Origin of the sequence: Lysinibacillus sp. 1 U-2021, from assembly GCF_029916965.1 — a bacterium.
GTDB lineage: Bacteria > Bacillota > Bacilli > Bacillales_A > Planococcaceae > Lysinibacillus > Lysinibacillus capsici.
In genome coordinates this window covers 3,761,751-3,778,561 of record NZ_CP123966.1, presented here as the reverse complement: position 1 = coordinate 3,778,561, position 16,811 = coordinate 3,761,751, and the positions used below count along the sequence as shown (strand labels likewise).

General features: G+C 37.9%; 15 protein-coding genes. 8 read left to right on the top strand and 7 right to left on the bottom strand.

What is annotated here, in order from left to right; translation table 11 throughout:
• Window positions 1-134: 134 nt before the first annotated feature.
• Window positions 135-1,316 (bottom strand): AraC family transcriptional regulator, encoded by a 1,182-nt coding sequence (locus tag QH639_RS19880; protein WP_048389681.1) that lies wholly within the window; start codon window positions 1,314-1,316, stop codon window positions 135-137.
• A 164-nt stretch (window positions 1,317-1,480) separates the two neighbouring features.
• On the opposite strand from QH639_RS19880, the gene QH639_RS19875 reads away from it, so the two are divergent.
• On the top strand, window positions 1,481-2,239 hold the full coding sequence (locus tag QH639_RS19875) for an SDR family NAD(P)-dependent oxidoreductase (RefSeq protein WP_103117696.1): 759 nt from the start codon (window positions 1,481-1,483) through the stop codon (window positions 2,237-2,239).
• Window positions 2,240-2,836: 597 nt separating this feature from the next.
• On the opposite strand, the gene QH639_RS19870 is transcribed toward QH639_RS19875, so the two are convergent.
• From QH639_RS19870 to QH639_RS19845, 6 genes are all read right to left on the bottom strand, one after another.
• Window positions 2,837-4,498 carry a methyl-accepting chemotaxis protein gene (locus QH639_RS19870; RefSeq protein ID WP_281115114.1) on the bottom strand — a complete coding sequence of 554 codons (1,662 nt, stop codon included), beginning with the start codon at window positions 4,496-4,498 and terminating at the stop codon, window positions 2,837-2,839.
• Window positions 4,495-5,481 carry a BMP family lipoprotein gene (locus QH639_RS19865; RefSeq protein WP_281115113.1) on the bottom strand — a complete coding sequence of 329 codons (987 nt, stop codon included), beginning with the start codon at window positions 5,479-5,481 and terminating at the stop codon, window positions 4,495-4,497. Before QH639_RS19865 ends, QH639_RS19870 begins: the two co-directional genes overlap by 4 nt.
• A gap of 251 nt (window positions 5,482-5,732) precedes the next feature.
• Window positions 5,733-7,001 carry a PTS ascorbate transporter subunit IIC gene (locus QH639_RS19860; RefSeq protein WP_066037585.1) on the bottom strand — a complete coding sequence of 423 codons (1,269 nt, stop codon included), beginning with the start codon at window positions 6,999-7,001 and terminating at the stop codon, window positions 5,733-5,735.
• A gap of 33 nt (window positions 7,002-7,034) precedes the next feature.
• The gene (locus QH639_RS19855) at window positions 7,035-7,298 is read right to left on the bottom strand and encodes a PTS sugar transporter subunit IIB (RefSeq protein WP_004232490.1); all 264 of its coding nucleotides are present in this window, start codon (window positions 7,296-7,298) and stop codon (window positions 7,035-7,037) included.
• Entirely contained in the window at window positions 7,295-7,753 is a 459-nt protein-coding gene (locus QH639_RS19850; protein WP_131519632.1) for a PTS sugar transporter subunit IIA, read from the bottom strand. Before QH639_RS19850 ends, QH639_RS19855 begins: the two co-directional genes overlap by 4 nt.
• Window positions 7,754-7,814: 61 nt before the next feature.
• Complete coding sequence (locus QH639_RS19845; RefSeq protein WP_131519633.1) at window positions 7,815-8,726, bottom strand: LysR family transcriptional regulator; 912 nt, start codon at window positions 8,724-8,726, stop codon at window positions 7,815-7,817.
• Window positions 8,727-8,864: 138 nt separating this feature from the next.
• Here QH639_RS19845 and QH639_RS19840 point away from each other — a divergent pair, with 138 nt between their 5' ends.
• From QH639_RS19840 to QH639_RS19810, 7 genes are all read left to right on the top strand, one after another.
• Window positions 8,865-9,830, top strand: coding sequence for an ABC transporter ATP-binding protein (locus QH639_RS19840; RefSeq protein ID WP_131519634.1), 966 nt, complete (start codon window positions 8,865-8,867; stop codon window positions 9,828-9,830).
• Entirely contained in the window at window positions 9,827-10,852 is a 1,026-nt protein-coding gene (locus QH639_RS19835; protein WP_131519635.1) for an ABC transporter substrate-binding protein, read from the top strand. The genes QH639_RS19840 and QH639_RS19835 overlap by 4 nt, the downstream gene beginning before the upstream one ends.
• A gap of 57 nt (window positions 10,853-10,909) precedes the next feature.
• Window positions 10,910-12,571, top strand: a complete 1,662-nt coding sequence (locus tag QH639_RS19830) for an ABC transporter permease (protein WP_131519636.1) — start codon at window positions 10,910-10,912, stop codon at window positions 12,569-12,571.
• Window positions 12,564-13,634 carry an MBL fold metallo-hydrolase gene (locus QH639_RS19825; RefSeq protein ID WP_281115112.1) on the top strand — a complete coding sequence of 357 codons (1,071 nt, stop codon included), beginning with the start codon at window positions 12,564-12,566 and terminating at the stop codon, window positions 13,632-13,634. Before QH639_RS19830 ends, QH639_RS19825 begins: the two co-directional genes overlap by 8 nt.
• On the top strand, window positions 13,627-14,433 hold the full coding sequence (locus tag QH639_RS19820) for a hypothetical protein (RefSeq protein WP_281115111.1): 807 nt from the start codon (window positions 13,627-13,629) through the stop codon (window positions 14,431-14,433). Before QH639_RS19825 ends, QH639_RS19820 begins: the two co-directional genes overlap by 8 nt.
• A gap of 157 nt (window positions 14,434-14,590) precedes the next feature.
• The gene (locus QH639_RS19815) at window positions 14,591-15,889 is read left to right on the top strand and encodes a M48 family metallopeptidase (RefSeq protein WP_281116217.1); all 1,299 of its coding nucleotides are present in this window, start codon (window positions 14,591-14,593) and stop codon (window positions 15,887-15,889) included.
• Window positions 15,890-15,976: 87 nt separating this feature from the next.
• The gene (locus QH639_RS19810; RefSeq protein ID WP_004232517.1) at window positions 15,977-16,795 is read left to right on the top strand and encodes a YitT family protein; all 819 of its coding nucleotides are present in this window, start codon (window positions 15,977-15,979) and stop codon (window positions 16,793-16,795) included.
• The last annotated feature ends 16 nt before the right edge of the window (window positions 16,796-16,811 follow it).

The following is a 16,811-nucleotide window of genomic DNA, read 5'->3' as shown; positions in this document are numbered from 1 at the left end:
ATAGACCTCCCTAAAGTGTAATGGTTACGTTTTAATTTAAGATATGACATAGATGATATTGTTAGTACTTCAAAAAAGGAAAGAGAAAGTAAAAATTGATTTCTACCATCCTTTTACTTTCCCTCTATATCGAATTATTTATGAGAATACTTAGTTCTATATTGTTTAGGGGTAATCCCTGTAAATTTTTTGAAAACTTTAATGAAATAGCTTTGATCTGTGAAATTAAGTAATGAACCGATGTCTAGGATTGGATAGTTGGTAAATGTTAAGAGTTTTTTCGCCTCATCAATCCTTTGCTGCTGAATATATTCACTAAAGGAAGTACCTACTTCCTTTTTAAATAAGGAGGAAAGATAATTGGGGCTTAGGTGGCAAATTGCTGAAAGTTGGTCGAGTGTTAGATCCCCATACAACTCATTTTCAATAAAATGGATACAGGTAGTAATGGGTCCAGAATACTTCCTTGTATTTGCCTGTGATACACGGCTTGTATAGTCGTAAATAGCTTCCTCCATTAACGAAAGAATTTCGATTAAACTGTTTTGATCCTCTAGCTTTTGAATGTAAAAATCATTTAATGTAAAGGCTGTTTCTTCATTTAAACCACCCTCAATTGCTGCACGGCAAATAAGTGCAATTCCTGTAATCATCAAATATTGAACACTTCTTAAATTATTGCGTTTTGATAGTATTCCAAGTTCTGCTTGCTCAACAATGGAATAATTCAAAACTTCATTTAGTTTCTCTATACGCCCATTTTTCACATTGTCTAACAATATTTTTTCATAGTAAAGATTTGTATGAACAATATCATTTCTTCTTGCATAGGAGAGTTCAAGCGTAGTATTTTCCTCATGACGAATGAGAGGTCTTAATGCTTGGTTGTGATAAATGACAGCAGATTTATTTAATGTCTTTTGATAGATGGCGTAATACACAAATAAACTAATGGCTAAACTTTGTTGATAATGAAGAATAGGAATCAGCTCTTGATTAACACTTGTCTTTATGTCTTCCACTTCTGGCGAAAGGGAAGGGCCAACTACAATTGCACCTAAATATTGATCCTCTTGCTGCACATTAATATAGAAAAAATTAAACTCAGCATAAGAGAAAAAAATTGGATAGGCATTAGAATCTTTATGGTAAGGATGTGTTTTCAACTGTTCCTTTAAAGAAATGTAAGATGGATTATTTGTTGATGAATAGTCAAAGATTATTTTTCCTAATGAATTAATATAAGTGACTGGAAGATGATGTGTTTCATAGATTAATTGGCTGATGTATTGAAGATCAATAGTGTTAATTTTCATGTTCCTACACTCCAGTTCGTAATAATTCTATTAAAATGAAAGCATTTACATTTTTATTGGATAGACATTGAGAAAGTACTATTTTGTGTAGAATAATACAATAAATAAAGGAGAAGTAGCAATAAAATAGACAGTGACTTTAAAATGTTAGGGAGGAATAGAAGATGGATCTTTTGAATAAAATTGCAGTTGTAACAGGCGCAGGAAGCGGAATTGGAAGAGCTAGCAGCTTGAAACTTGCTAGCAATGGTGCAAAAGTGGTAGTAGTGGATTTCAACAAAGAAACAGGGGAAGAAACAGTAAGCTTGATTAGAGAACAAGGCGGGGAAGGTATTTTCGTTCAGGCAGACGTTTCAAAAAGTGAAGACGTTCAGAAATATGTCAATACTGCTGTTGATACGTACGGACGTATTGATGTATTTTTCAATAATGCTGGGGTTATTCAGAAAATTTCTCCACTAACAGAGATTGAAGATGCAGAATATGACCGTATTATGTCGATCAATGTGAAGGGTGTATTCCTTGGCTTAAAATATGTTTTAAAAGTAATGGAGGGACAAGGAAGCGGTTCAATTATAAATACAGCTTCTACAGCAGGAGTTCGCAGTGAGCACAGTATGGCTGTCTATTCTGCAAGTAAGCATGCAGTAGTGGGTTTAACAAAATCAGCTTCTTTGGAGTATGTAAAAAAAGGTATTCGGATCAATGGTATCTGTCCAGGGGGAGTAGAAACGGCATTAACAAACAGTGTAACTGCGATGTTTGAAACAGGTGGCTATGTGCCAGAGGAGATTCCAAATATGAGAATGGGACGCTATGCAAAACCAGAGGAATTAGCAGAAATGGTTGTGTTCCTAGCATCGGACAAAGCAAGCTATATGACAGGCTCTATTGTGTTAGTAGATGGCGGTTTAACTTTATAATAAAAGAAGAAATCCAGTGAATCATTTCACTGGATTTCTTCTTGTTGTTGAAAAAGATGATGTCAAAGGTAGAAAAAGGAACTTTGCAAGGTGAGAGGTTGATTTCCGTTCCGCCAGCGTCCTTTCCAGGGGGCGTCTGATGAGCCGCTTCACTCACTTGCGTTCGCTCCAGGGTCTCACCTGTGACGCTAAATCCCCTAGGCGTGACGCTGGCTCCAATCCAATCAACTAGTAGCATAGCGATCAAATAGCCTATTATCTGTATTCTTAGAGGGGATAAGCTCATATTTTCAATTCAACGTGGAGAAGCGATGAGTGACAACACCTCTTCATAAAGAGTAGAGAACCTTCGCGAAAAAGGTAACACTTTTGGAGGTTCAAATGGAAGGCTACTTGACTCCCTTGTGATAGCGAAACAGGGGAGCCACTAATCGGAGCGGTAGCGGAGAAAAACGGCTCGGCGCTCGCCCAAAAGAAAGCAAGTAGCCTGCAACGGAAAACCATTTCTACCTTTAAATTGACTGTTTTGTTTTTCAACCCTAAGAAAAAATCCAGTAAATCATTTCACTGGATTTTTTGCGGTAATGAATCGAATCACTATAGGGTGAATTTTTTGAGCTCATTCATCAACGTATTAGTCATAGCTTCAAGATCGTCTATCTTAGCACTAATTTTTTGGAAGGAAAGTAGCTGTTCTTGCGTTGATGCCGATATTTCTTCTGTGCCAGCAGCCGTTTCTTCTGTAATAGCAGAAATATTTTCAATGGTACTATTTACTTGCTGGCTCATTTGATTCGTTTGTGCCATTTCTCTTGTGAGGTTTTGTAAATCGCGATGGATATTTGTTATGTGCATGGTAATAACAGAGAATGATTGTTCTGTCTCTACCATGGATTGAGATTGCTCATTTGACAGCAGATAACCTCGTTCAGCCGTAGTAAGGATGTGCGTAATGCCATCTTGAATATGCGAGACCATTGAAGTGATTAAATTCGTAGCATTCTCCGTTTCAGAAGAGAGCTTTTTAACCTCCTCGGCAACAATGGCAAACCCTTTGCCTGCTTCTCCAGCTCTTGCAGCCTCGATAGCAGCATTTAGGGCTAATAAATTTGTTTGGCTAGCAATCGTATGGACAGCATTGGCTGCGCCTTCAATTTCCGAAGTGAATTGAGAAAATTGAGCTACAGCTTCCTTAATATCAAGTGATGTGGTTGATATATCCTTTGCAATGGAAGATTGTTTTTCTAATGAATATTGACCATTTTGAACAGCCTCCAGAGCTTGTTTACCAGTGTCAGCCGATTGCTCACTTGTACGCATTACATCCCTAAATTGATCTGCCATATTATTCATTTGGAGTGCCACTGATTGAATGTCTTCTGACATCGTATAGCTGCCTTTTGCTAATTCGTCGGTTGAGGTAGCGACTTGATTACTACTTTCATGAATATTGTTCATATGGCTCGTCACTTCTTGTGTAAACAAATTAACATCCTTTCCAATAGTATCAATGGATTGTACAGTACTTTTTAAATTATTCATCATGTCTGCAAAGCTTTTTGTTAATTGATCAATCTCATATCGACTGTTTGCTTGATAGGAAAGGGTAGAAGTATCCATTGTTAAGTTTCCTGTTGCTGCAGCCTGTGCGCAATCTACAATCTGATTAATGGGTTTGGTAATTCTTTTCGCAGCTACATAGGAATAAAGTATCGTAGCAATAATTAATAGCACACTACCTATGATGGTAGAGGTTGTAATGAAACCTATTTTTTGCTTCGTTAATTGGATCATTTCTTGATACCATTCGTTCGTTTCTTTTTTGAGCAAATACATATCGTTTAAAATTCCTTTAATTCTGATGGACTGCTTTTTAATTTCAGAGCGATTGTTTTCTTGAAACCCGCTTTCAGTCGCCTTTTCTAGATTTTCAAATTTACTAGCTATTTTTTCGACGATTGTCTGATGTTCAGGTATTCTCGTTAGAGAGGCTAATGCCTCTAAATTACCTTTTGTTTCTTGTAAAATAGCGAGCGCTTCGTTTTTATTGGCTTCACTATCCAGGTAGGTAAAATTATTTAAAGATTGGCTGGCAACAACTAAACTTTGCTCTAGTTCTTTCACTGTAAGTAAAAGTTTCGTATCATCCTGTGCTGTTGTTTGGATCGTGAATGTTTGTAGGATAATAAAGCCAATCATAGCCATAGCCAATACGATTGGAATCAATGTGTTCATAAATAATTTCTTACGTAGTGTCACTGGTCATTCCTCTTTTCCGCAGTAACTTTTATCGTACCTGAAATAATGGCTTCTTTGGCTTTTTCGATAGCAGTCTGTTGCTCAGCTGTCAGTTGAATTACACGAATATCTGCTAGTCCCACACCCTGATCCGCTAAACCTAATGCAAAGGATTTTTTGGAAATTTTTTCATTTTCTACTAATGTCTTAGCGAGTTGATAGACGGCTAGATCAACATTTTTAAGCATGGATGTGACAACTGTTTTTTCGGCAACAAAAAACTGATCGATATCAACACCTGCTGCATAGATCCCCATTTCCTCTGCCTTTTTTATCGCCCCAAAGCCAGTAAAGCCTGCTGCATGGTAAATAAAATCAACGTTATTTTTGATATACCTTTCTGCTATTGCTGCACCAGCCTGGGTATCGTCAAAGGTACCAGCATAGTCACTCATAATTTCAATCGATGGCTGTACATAACGTGCCCCTTCGATAAAACCATTTTCAAAGTGATGGATAACAGGAGCATCTGCTCCACCAATAAAGCCAACTTTTCCTGTTTTACTTGTCATAGCGGCAATCATGCCAACTAAAAAGCTACCTTCTTGTTCTTTAAAGGTAATCGAAATGATGTTGTTAATATCAGATTGCCCGTCAATCAGTATAAATTGCTGAGAGGGATTTTGTTTTGCAGTCTTTTCTAGTGCTTCTTGTACAGAGAACCCGAGACCAATGATGATATCATATTTTTCTGCTACAAGTTCATTCAGCTTTTCCTCGTATTTACCATCAGGAGCCTCTTTGTAATCAAACAAAATGCCTAGCTCATCGCGTGCTTTTTCTAAGCCTTTAAAAGCGGAATCATTAAATGATTCATCGCCTAGTCCTGCATCTGATAGTAAAATGCCTATCTTATATCCTTCAGTTGATGTTTCTGTCGGTGCTGAGGAACAGCCTGCTATCAACAGAGTGATCAAAAGAAAACTAGTGAATAATTTCTTCAAATTTTGTGTACCTCCTGTTGTGTATAAAATATATATCGGCAAAAACTTAATATTTTTAGTCTGATGTCAGACATCCTTGCAAAAAAATTTTAGGATGTCTAAGAATAATGAATCATTTCTATATACATAATAAGTTAATAATATAAAGCTAGATTACTAATAAAGTAATTGATTTATAAAAGTTTTCGTAGCACTTCTTGTATGTACAGCACTATAAAGCCTAACGCAAATAGCGTCAGGCTTTATATGTTCTAAACAGCGCCGAATAATTTTAATAAATTAATAATAATAATGCCGATTACACCAAAGTCTGAATCTCCGAAGGTTGTACCTTCATAACCAATATCCCCCATAAAGATAAGGAGTATGGCTGGAATAAAGCTAATTAATAAACCATTGGCAAAGGCTCCGGACATCGCACCAATTCTACCGCCAGTAGCATTTCCAAAGACACCCGCCGCAGCACCTGTGAAGAAATGTGGAACAAGACCTGGCACGATGACTTTTAGTCCGATGAAGGGGAGTATAAACATGGAAACCAGCCCTGCTATAAAACTAAAAATGAAACCAATAATAACGGCATTTGGTGCAAAAGGAAAGATGGTTGGGCAATCAAGTGCTGGTTTTGTATTTGGTACAAGCTTATCTGCAATGCCTTTGAAGGCTGGAATAATTTCAGCAATTAACATCCGTACACCTGCTAAAATAATATAAACACCCGCTGCGAATGTAATCGCTTGCATAATAGCGAAAATAATAAAATTTGAGCCAGCTGATAATTGTGACTCAATATAGGAAGGGCCAGCAAAAAGGGCAACAATTACAAAGAACACACTCATTGTTAAAGAAATAGCAACTGAGGTATCTCGTAAAAAGCCTAATGCTTTCGGAACCTGTATATCTTCTGTGGATTTCATTTTATTACCGAAGAGCTTACCAATCTTTGCAGAAACATAATAGCCAACACTGCCAAAGTGACCAACAGCAAAGTCATCACTCCCTGTTATTTGTCGAACTGTCGGCTGTAAAATGGCAGGGAACACGACCATACAAAGTCCAAGAATGATAGACCCAACAAGAATAAGAGGTGTACCACTCATCCCTCCAACTGATAATGAAGCGGCGATTAAACAAGCCATAAATAATGTATGATGTCCAGTTAAAAAGATATATTTTAATGGCGTAAATCGCGCAAATAGTAGATTCATAATCATACCAAATACCATGATTAGTGCAGTAGCTGTACCAAAATTAGTCTGAGCAGCTGCCACGATGGCCTCATTGTTGGGAATGACTCCCTGTACTTGAAAGGCATGATCGAACATTTTACTAAAATGATCTAAAGAGCCAATTAAGACAGTGGCACCAGCTCCGAGGATGACAAAGCCCATTATCGTTTTTAAAGTACCTGACAGAACAGTGGAACTTGATTTTTTTTGAATAAGTAAACCAATAAAAGCGAATAGGCCGACTAATATAGCTGGTGTTCCTAAAATGTCATGCATGATAACATCTAACATACCAACACCTCATCCTATCCAAATTTTTAATGCTTAAAGCAACGGTTCAAGCTTTTCTTTTATTTCTGAAATACTCATCATATTTACGATGCTCACAATGATTCCTTTGTCTTTCGCTAATTCATTCACGATATCTGCTGCCCCTAAATAAATATCTGCTTTCTCCGCCTTGGCAGACGCTAAATCTGTATGCGTTACCTCTGCATCTTTCCCCAATACTTCTAATGCTTTTTTAACATTCAATTCTAAAATAAAGCTACTTCCTAAACCGCTTCCACACACGACTAAAATTTTCATTCTGTTGACTCCTTTGTCGTATATTGTTTGATTTTCTCCCATATCATGTCCGCATGTTGACAGGCGATTAGGTCATCAATCTGATCGGGTTCTTGTAAGACTAATGCCAAATCAGCCAACACCTGTAGATGTGAAGCATTGTCAATGGCAGCTAGCACAATCAGTAGGTAGACAGGCTGATTAGGGCTAAAAAAAACAGGCTTTTGTAATCGTAGCAAGCTTATGGCTAGTTCAAGAACCCCATCAGATGGCCGTGCATGAGGAATGGCTACTTTAGGTGTGATGACAACATAAGGACCATAGTGTTCAATCGATCGAATCATGGCTTCGACATAGTGCTGTTCAATTTTGTGTTGTTGTACTAATGGGCTAGCCGCTAAATGAATTGCTTCTTGCCATGATCGGACAAAGTTTGCAAGCTGTATACAATCTTTTGTCAACAGCTTGGTTAGCAAGGACAACCCTCCTTTCATAAAAATATCTTCCCATTCCATGTTATTACGACTGTATGTGGAATTATGTCATCGTAGAAGACATTTTTAATTGCTTTGCTATTTCATAAACCGACATTTTGACAAATTCATCCATTTTATGATCTAAGCGCGTTTTCGGATAAATCAATTGAATTTTTCTATTTAGTGTTACATCATGTAGATCTTTCTTCAGCAGTACACCTGATTTTAATTCTTCTTCTATTAAGGAAACAGATAGAAACGCCAAGTTTTTGCCAAAGGTCAGCATCTTTTTAATCGTGCTCACAGAATCCAGCTCAATTGTGTAAATAGAAGGCTGAAATGGGTCCATCCACTTTTCAATGAAGTGATTCGTGGAGCTAGAGGATGTATGCAACAATAGCTTGTATTTAAGAATATCTTCTTTGGTGATGTCTTTTTGAGCTGCTAGCTCGTGAGATGGGCTGAATGCCAATACAAGTGCATCTTCACCGATTGTTTCGTAATGAAGTAAAGGATTTTCCTGCTTAGTCTCCATGATGAGCCCAAAATCTAATTCTTGTAGTGCTACCTTTTTTTCAATTTCAGGTGCTGTTTTTACTTCTAATGAAATGCGAATCTCAGGATAGGTCGTTGAAACTTGATGAATTAAATCTGCCATAAAAATATGGGCAGGTAAGCCACTCGCCCCTAGTCGTAATGAACCGATATGGCCTGCTAAAAGATTTTCAATAAAACGATCCATATCCTTTTGAAGTTGAACCATTTGACGAGCGTAATGATACACACCTTCGCCCGCTTCTGTTAAACGGTATCCTCCAGCATTTGTTCGAAATAAATGAATACCGTATTCCTCCTCTATAGAGCGAATATGAAAGGATACGGTGGGGGCTGTAATGCCAAGTGCTTTGGCGACAGGGGCTAATTTTTTTAATTCTACAAGTAAGCAAAATGCCTGTAATTTACTATTGTTCATTTTATCCTCCTAAAGGAAATTAGAAAAAATCTTGTATTTGCTTTAGTTTATTAGATTTTTTTTAACGTGTTATTAATAGTAGATTAATATTTTCTAAATATCTGGAATTTATAGTTGTAAGTAACGAGGAGGATACTTATGAAAATCTCATTAAAAAATATCGAGAAAAAATATGGGCAGTCTCAAGCATTGTGGCCGATTGATGTGGAGTTAGATCAGCAATTTATTACGATTCTCGGACAATCAGGCTGTGGCAAAACAACCTTATTAAAGTTGATAGCTGGCCTTGAACAGCCATCAAAAGGAGAAATACGATTTGATGACACCCTCATTTATTCTTCGGTGTCTCGTAAAAATGTCAAGCCAAATAAGCGTAATATTGCCATGGTTTTTCAAGATTTTGCTCTATGGCCACATATGACCATCTTCCAAAATATTGCCTTTGGCTTAAAGGGCATTATTCCTAAATCAGCTATTCCTGAACGAGTCGAGCATGTGATGCGATTGGTAAAAATGCAAGGCTATGAGAAACGGAAGCCAGGTGAATTATCGGGTGGACAACAGCAGCGAGTGGCATTAGCTAGAGCTTTAGCGACCAAACCGCAATTAATTTTATTTGATGAACCTTTATCCGCTCTCGATGCTGTTTTAAGAGAGCAAATGCAAGATGAAATCATGCACCTCATTCATGAGCTTAATTGCCAAGCCATTTTCGTAACACATGATCAAACAGAGGCCATGACAATGTCTGATCAAATTATCGTTATGGAGGCAGGGAGGATTGCTCAAATTGGCTCGCCTGAGGAAATTTATCGTGCACCAGCAACGCCCTATGTGGCAGATTTTATTGGCAAAGTGAATTGGCTTCACAATCGACAATCAATTGTGCGACCTGAGGGTGTTTCGAGAATATCGCGTCCTGGTACGATTGCCAAACAAGCGCAGATTGTGAAAAGTACATTTGTTGGCGATCGTTATCTCGTACAAGCACAGGTAGAAGGACAGTATTGGAGCTTTTATGAAAAGCAGCCATTAGAGCATGGAGAAAGATTGCAAGTTTTTATTGATGAAAAACAAATCTATCAATTGGAGGGTTTACATTGAAGAAACGACATTTTAAATTATGGGCAACTGCTGGCATTTTATTGGCCTTAGCATTAGCTGGCTGTGGTAATAAAGAGGCAAAAGAGACGAATGAAGCAAGTGCAAAGTCACAGGAGGAGAAAGTTCTGACAGTGTATTCTGCTGGGCCAGATGGTTTAGCTGCAAATATTCAGCAAGCATTTGAAGAAAAAACAGGGATTAAAGTGGAAATGTTTCAAGGAACTACGGGTAAAATTCTCTCTCGTTTAGAAGCGGAAAAAAATAATCCTGTAGCTGACATTGTTGTGCTTGCCTCTGTTGCCTCAATGGATGGGTTAAAAGCAACAGATCAATTGCAAAGCTACGAAGCGGCTAAAAACAAGGACAAAATTAACAGTGATTGGTCGGATCAAGATGGATATTTTTATGGCTACAGTGCCTCTGCTTTAGGTATTGCCTATAATACGAAAAATACGACACAGGCGCCTACGGATTGGTCTGATTTAGCAAAAGCTGATTGGCAAAATAAAATGAATATACCAGATCCAAGTCTGTCAGGCTCTGCTGTTGATTTCTTATTTGGCTACACAGCAGCAGAAAAAACAGCTTGGAGTACGATTGATAGTTGGAAGAAAAATGGCTTACAAGTCAATGGTGCGAATAAAGAAGCCTTGGATGCGGTTATTACAGGCGAGAAAAATGCCACGATTGCAGGTGTAGATTATATGGCTTATAAAGCAAAAGCAGACGGTGAGCCAGTGGAAATTATCTATCCGACGAGTGGGACAGTAGTTAGTCCAAGAGCAGTGGGTATTTTAAAGGATGCACAACATGTAGAATCTGCACAAGCCTATGTTGATTTTTTATTGTCAGATGAAGGGCAAAAGCTAGTAGCAGATGCTTACTTATTACCAGGGAATAAAGATATTGCTGTGAAAAATCGTGCAGCATTAGATGACATTCCACAGTTAACAGTTGATTGGATGGGTGCGGAAGCGAAACAGCTGGAAGTACTAACAAAGTTTACGGATTTAATTCGCTAAATAAAGGGAGGTTGATATACCTCCTTCTAGTTTTCATAGAGAAGGGTTGACATCGTCATGATAATGGAAGGAAGACGAGCTTTTGGATTTTTACTGACAATTGTCATCATATTTGCTATCGCACCGTTGATGGCCATTTTATTTTATACCTTTATAAAAGAGGGACATGTTGATATATCACAGTTTAGTCGAATGTTTGCACACGATAGAATATGGAAAATACTTGGAAATTCGATGATTTTAGGAGTTTTCGTGATTATTGGGACAACAATTATCGCATTACCTATGGCTCTCATTCGCACGAAAACAAGTTTATATCAATATGAATGGCTCGATATAGTGTTAACGATTCCATTTATGACACCTCCCTATATTGGTTCAATGGGCTGGATTTTGTTTATGCAGCACAATGGTTTTTTACAGCAGCTTATTCCAAGTGCTGCTTGGATGACAGATTCCTTCTTTTCCTTATTTGGCATGGTAGTGATCATGAGCCTACACCTGTTTCCATTTTTGTATTTAATGCTGAAAAATACATTGCTTCGCATAAATGGCTCATTTTTAGATGCAGCGCTGATTTTTGGGCGAAGTTCTTCGCAAAATTGGCTAAAGGTTGTGTTACCTCTTTTGCTTTCGAGCTATGTTTTGGGAAGTCTCCTTATTTTTATTAAGACGCTTGCTGAATTTGGAACGCCAGCTACATTCGGCAGTCGGATTGGGTTTCAAGTGTTTACAACCGAAATTCATTCCTATTTATCAAGATGGCCAGTTGATATTCGCATGGCAACCTCGCTATCCTTATTCTTATTGTCAGTTTGCTTAGTCATTTGGTATTTCCAAAATCTCATTGGACGCAAATATACATATGGTGTGCTATCAGGAAAAACACCTGCTAGACGTGAGATCAAGGACAAGTGGTATATAAGAACAGCTTCGTGGACTTTTGTAGGGCTTGTTTTATTGCTATCTATCGGCATTCCTTATTTCTCTATTATCGTGACCTCTTTGCAAAAGGTACGGGGAGATGGTTTACAGGCAGGGAATTTCAGTTTGGCTTCTTATCAAGAGGTCTTCACTAGTGGAAGTGCAGGATTGACAGCATTTTTAAATAGCATTGTTTTTTCTATCATGACGGCCTTGATAACCGCCATAATAGGTTTATTCATCGCTCTTTATATTAAAAAAGGAGAAACCAGAAAGCAGCAAATATTAGACTTCTTTAGTTTAATGCCTAATATTATTCCGGGGATTGTCTTTGTTGTAGGTTTAATTATGTTTTGGAATGCTCCCTGGCTTCCTGCAACAATTTATAACACAAAGGCAATGGTAGTAGTCACATACTGTGTACTGTTTTTACCTTATTCGGTGCAGTATATAAAGTCTTCGTTTTCACAATTAGATGCCTCTATTTTTCAATCAGCTGCTATTTTTGGACGTAGTAACATTGCGGTTTATCGTCGCATCATCCTACCACTTTTGATGCAGGGTATTTTAACAGGAATGATGATGACTTTTATTATTTCAATGCGAGAGCTTGTAGCTGGCCTTTTAATTTTGCCACCATCCGTAGAGACAGGGGCAACCTTTATCTATAGCCAATTTGAGCAAGGCAATGTAGGGGTTGGAATGGCAGTAGCTGTTATAACCGTCCTTATAACTGTTATTTTTATGTTCCTATTGGGTTGGCTACAAAAACGAGGAGGGCAGGCCAATGCTTAGTGTTGAAATTTTAGGTGGTGTAGGCGAATATGGGCGCAATTGTTTTTATATTGAAAATCAGACGCAGGCCATTTTATTGGATTGTGGCATTATGAAAAATACACAAAAAACGCCACCAAATATGACATCTAATCATATTGAAAAGCTAGCTGCTGTCTTTATTTCTCATTCGCATATTGATCATGTAGGGGCATTGCCAATACTACAGAACATGGGCTATACGGGACCGATACTAATGAGTCATACAACTGCTCAGCAGCTTCCACTGCTTATCCCACAAGTCCAAACTTTCTATCCAGATACGATTGGAAAATGGATAGAGGTCAATGAATATCTTGCCTTTCAATGGGGATATAGTGGGCATTTAATTGGAAGCGTGTGGTACAAAATTCGTTTTTTTGATGAAATGATTTTTTTCTCTGGTGATTATGTAGTCGATTCGTATTTATTAAAGGCGACCTTGCCAGAGGAGGATGGAACGGTTTATGATGTAGCGTTTATTGATAGTGGACATGCGGAAAAATGCATTCGAAATCTTGAGGTGTTACAGCAGATGGCTATGTATGTAAAGGCTCATCCCAATCATTCATTTATATTCCCCTCCTCTTTTTCGGGCAAAACAGTCGATATTATGACGTATCTTTCCGAACATACAACTCGAGCGATTAGGGTAGATGCCAAGCTACAACCTTTATTGGCGCATTATGATAAAGAACATGAAAATATTTGGCCAAATAAAGTGATGCTTTTAGAACGACTCAAGCAAAAACAGGACAGTGACCATGTACTGTATTTTGTCTCAGAACAGGATGAGGCTCAAGTGGAGGAGCTTGCAAAGGATTATCCGACGGCAATTTTTGTTCATACAGGCTATTCTCGTCATGCTTACAATCCAGCTGGTTTAAAGCATTTCTCTGAGGAGTTCTTCTATAAAACACATCCAGACTATTGGGATTTAGTGGCACTGTCGCAGAGACTTCGTGCACGACAAACGATCTATTTTCACAGTACACATACAAATTTAACCACAACATTTCTGAAGGAGGAATTAAAGCGTGACTAAATTAAAAACATGGGCATTTTATCTGTGTGTCGTGGGCTTGATAGTGATTAGTATGATTAGTGTGAATACAACACAAGCGAAAGCAGCCATTGAGCCAGGCCATGAAATTAAATTCAATATTAAACCTGAGATTTTTAATGAATCAATTATTCTCCAGGCTTTTCAAGCAACTAAAAAGAATGACGTAAAAGTTTATTTTTATGATACACTTGACCAATCGTTTCTACGTGATGACTATATACACCGCTTACGTGTATATAAGGGTAGTAATAAAATGGATGTAACCTACAAAAAGCGTTTTTTAAACACACCTTTAAGTGAAGCAATGGCAGAAACAATGAATCATGGTTTTACTGGTTCTGAGTCAAATTATAAGTTTGAGCTAGATATTAAGGGAGATCATCGTACATTTACGATAAGCCGAAAGGAATCCTTGAAGACTTCTGCTGAGGTCTCTTATGATTCGGTTGCTACAAATGTTGCGAAAAAACTCATTCTTGAAAATGCGCCAAAGAAAATTGTCAATTGGAATTCCGAAGCATGGTATAAAAATACGTTGTCTCAAGTTGTGGTATATGGGCCTGCTAATGCTACGACCTTTAAAGGAAGCTTTTTAGGACATGAAGCGGATATAGAGGTATGGCAGTACAAAGGAGACATTATGGTTGAACTTTCTACGAAGGTAGATGATGCGGCTCAAGCAGCTACTATAGAAAGGCAATGGTATGAGCAGCTATTATCCACTGGCTATCTAAGCGGGGATCAACGTGGTAAAACGGCATTTGTTATGGATAAATGAATAGGACGATAATGATTTCGCCTCATATAGAAATGAGGCGAAATTTTTCTTTGGCAACAGAGAGATTAAAAAAGTAGGTCCATGTTTGTTCTAACTTTGATAATTTCGCTTACACTTACTATAGGACGAACTTTGGGTGATATGAGGGGGAAATAACATAGCAAAAAAAATGGGCATTGTTACACTGCTACTTTTCGGTGTTTATGTGCTTTGTATGTACTGGTATATATTCCACAGCGGTGGTGGTAAAATACCAAGTGCCTTACAAGGAACGGCGGCAGATCCAGTGATGTTTATGTCTGGCAAGGAGCTTTTTTTAAGTGGTGAATATTCAAAAATAAGGAACTTTGTATTCTTTGTAGCCACACCTTTAGAATGGCTTATTTACTTCTTGATTTTACTATTGGGCGTATCTCGTTATTTTGAAAAAGTGACGACCTCCCAAACGAAGTGGAAGCTATTGCAAAATGCGGGTTACTTATTCCTATTATCTTTATTGCTCTATATTGTGCTATTCCCACTTGATTATTATCGCTATCATCTAAGCAAAAGCTATGGCATTAGTACACAAGCATTTACATCTTGGATGAAGGATGGTGTCATTGATTTTTGGGTGAATTTTGGCACTAGCTTGATTATTGTTACGGTGATTTATTGGCTCATTAAAAAGAGCGAAAAAAGATGGTGGCTCTATGCTTGGCTTTTAACCATCCCTTTTACAATCTTTGTGATGTTCATTCAGCCTGTTGTCATTGATCCTTTATACAATGATTTTTATCCACTAAAAAATAAAGAGCTAGAAACAAAGATACTTACACTTGCTACACAGGCGAATATTCCTGCAGAGCATGTTTATGAGGTCAACATGGCAGAAAAGACTAATGCCTTAAACGCTTATGTGACAGGGATTGGGAGTAATTCGAGAATTGTGCTATGGGATACTACATTAAATAGACTAACAGACAATGAAATTTTATTTATCATGGCACATGAAATGGGACATTATGTAGAAAAGCATATTTATTTTGGCATTGCAGGCTATTTATTCTTAATGTTAATAGGGCTATGGCTAACAGCGAAAATTATGCGTCGCCTGATTTCACGATATGGACAGGTTTTAAAAATTAATAAAATCAGTAGCATTCGTTCCTATCCATTATTTTTACTCATTACTTCTATTTTACTATTTGCTTCCAATCCAGTATCCAATTTTATATCGAGATATCAAGAAACGAGAGCCGATCAATATGCGATTAGCCTTATGAATGATCGAGAAGCGGCTGTAACAGCATTTCAAAAGCTAACGATTTCAGGCTTAAGTGAAGTGAACCCGCCACTCTTAGTGAAGTGGTTCCGTTATACACATCCACCGATGCTTGAGCGAATCTATAAAGTTGCGGATACAGGGGAACATAAACAAAATATGCCTTTAAAGGAAGAACAGAAGAAAAAGTAAGAGGATAGGTTTTTCAGGAGCGTAAATTGGGTAGTCTATGACAAAGATGTATCAAAAATTGGTCGTTGATTGATAGGGGATAGTATTATGCGAAATGTGATTATAATTACACTTTCTTCCATTTTAGTGGCCTTTGCCTATAATTATTTATTGATTCCCCATGAAATCTTGAGTGGTGGGTTGAGTGGTATTGCCATCATGCTTGGGATTATTACCCCTTTAAATACAGGCGTGTTAAATTTACTGCTTAACCTGCCTTTACTGATTTTAGGTGTGATGAAGCTCGGCAAGCGATTTATTAGCTACACCATTCTTTCGGTGGCTGTGTTGTCAGTGAGTTTATATATTATTCCAATACACAAAGCGACACAAGAGCCAATCCTCGCGTCCTTATTTGGTGGTGTTATTGTAGGGTTTGCAATGGGCATGATTTTTCGAGCAGCTGGCTCCTCAGGGGGCTTTGATATAATTGCTATGCTACTTAGTCGGAAACGTGATTTTCCGCTCGGTACGTTAATTGCCGCTATGAATGGAATCGTAGTGGCTGCTTCTGGCTTTGTCTTTAGCTGGGATGCGGCGTTGTTAACCCTTGTGTCCATTTATGCAACTGGAAAAGTAGTGGATACAATTCATACGAGCCATATTAAATTAACGCTGATGATTATTACGAGTAAAGGGGACGAGGTCAAACAGCAACTATTAGAAAAGCTACATCGTGGGGTAACGATTATCGATGCAAAGGGAGCATATTCAGGCGAGGGTCGGAAAGTATTAATTACTGTTATTACGCGTTACCAACTAGCTGATGTGAAAAGCACGATTAAGGAGACTGATCCAAAGTCGTTTGTGAATATTTTACAGACGACGGAAGTAATTGGGATGTTTGATCGTGGTACAACTAAATAATGCTATTCTCTACACA

Coding starts and splice junctions, on each gene's coding strand:
- QH639_RS19880 (WP_048389681.1), bottom strand. CDS start 1,316: ATGAAAATTAACACTATTGATCTTCAATACATCAGCCAATTAATCTAT.
- QH639_RS19875 (WP_103117696.1), top strand. CDS start 1,481: ATGGATCTTTTGAATAAAATTGCAGTTGTAACAGGCGCAGGAAGCGGA.
- QH639_RS19860 (WP_066037585.1), bottom strand. CDS start 7,001: ATGTTAGATGTTATCATGCATGACATTTTAGGAACACCAGCTATATTA.
- QH639_RS19855 (WP_004232490.1), bottom strand. CDS start 7,298: ATGAAAATTTTAGTCGTGTGTGGAAGCGGTTTAGGAAGTAGCTTTATT.
- QH639_RS19845 (WP_131519633.1), bottom strand. CDS start 8,726: ATGAACAATAGTAAATTACAGGCATTTTGCTTACTTGTAGAATTAAAA.
- QH639_RS19840 (WP_131519634.1), top strand. CDS start 8,865: ATGAAAATCTCATTAAAAAATATCGAGAAAAAATATGGGCAGTCTCAA.
- QH639_RS19830 (WP_131519636.1), top strand. CDS start 10,910: ATGATAATGGAAGGAAGACGAGCTTTTGGATTTTTACTGACAATTGTC.
- QH639_RS19825 (WP_281115112.1), top strand. CDS start 12,564: ATGCTTAGTGTTGAAATTTTAGGTGGTGTAGGCGAATATGGGCGCAAT.
- QH639_RS19810 (WP_004232517.1), top strand. CDS start 15,977: ATGCGAAATGTGATTATAATTACACTTTCTTCCATTTTAGTGGCCTTT.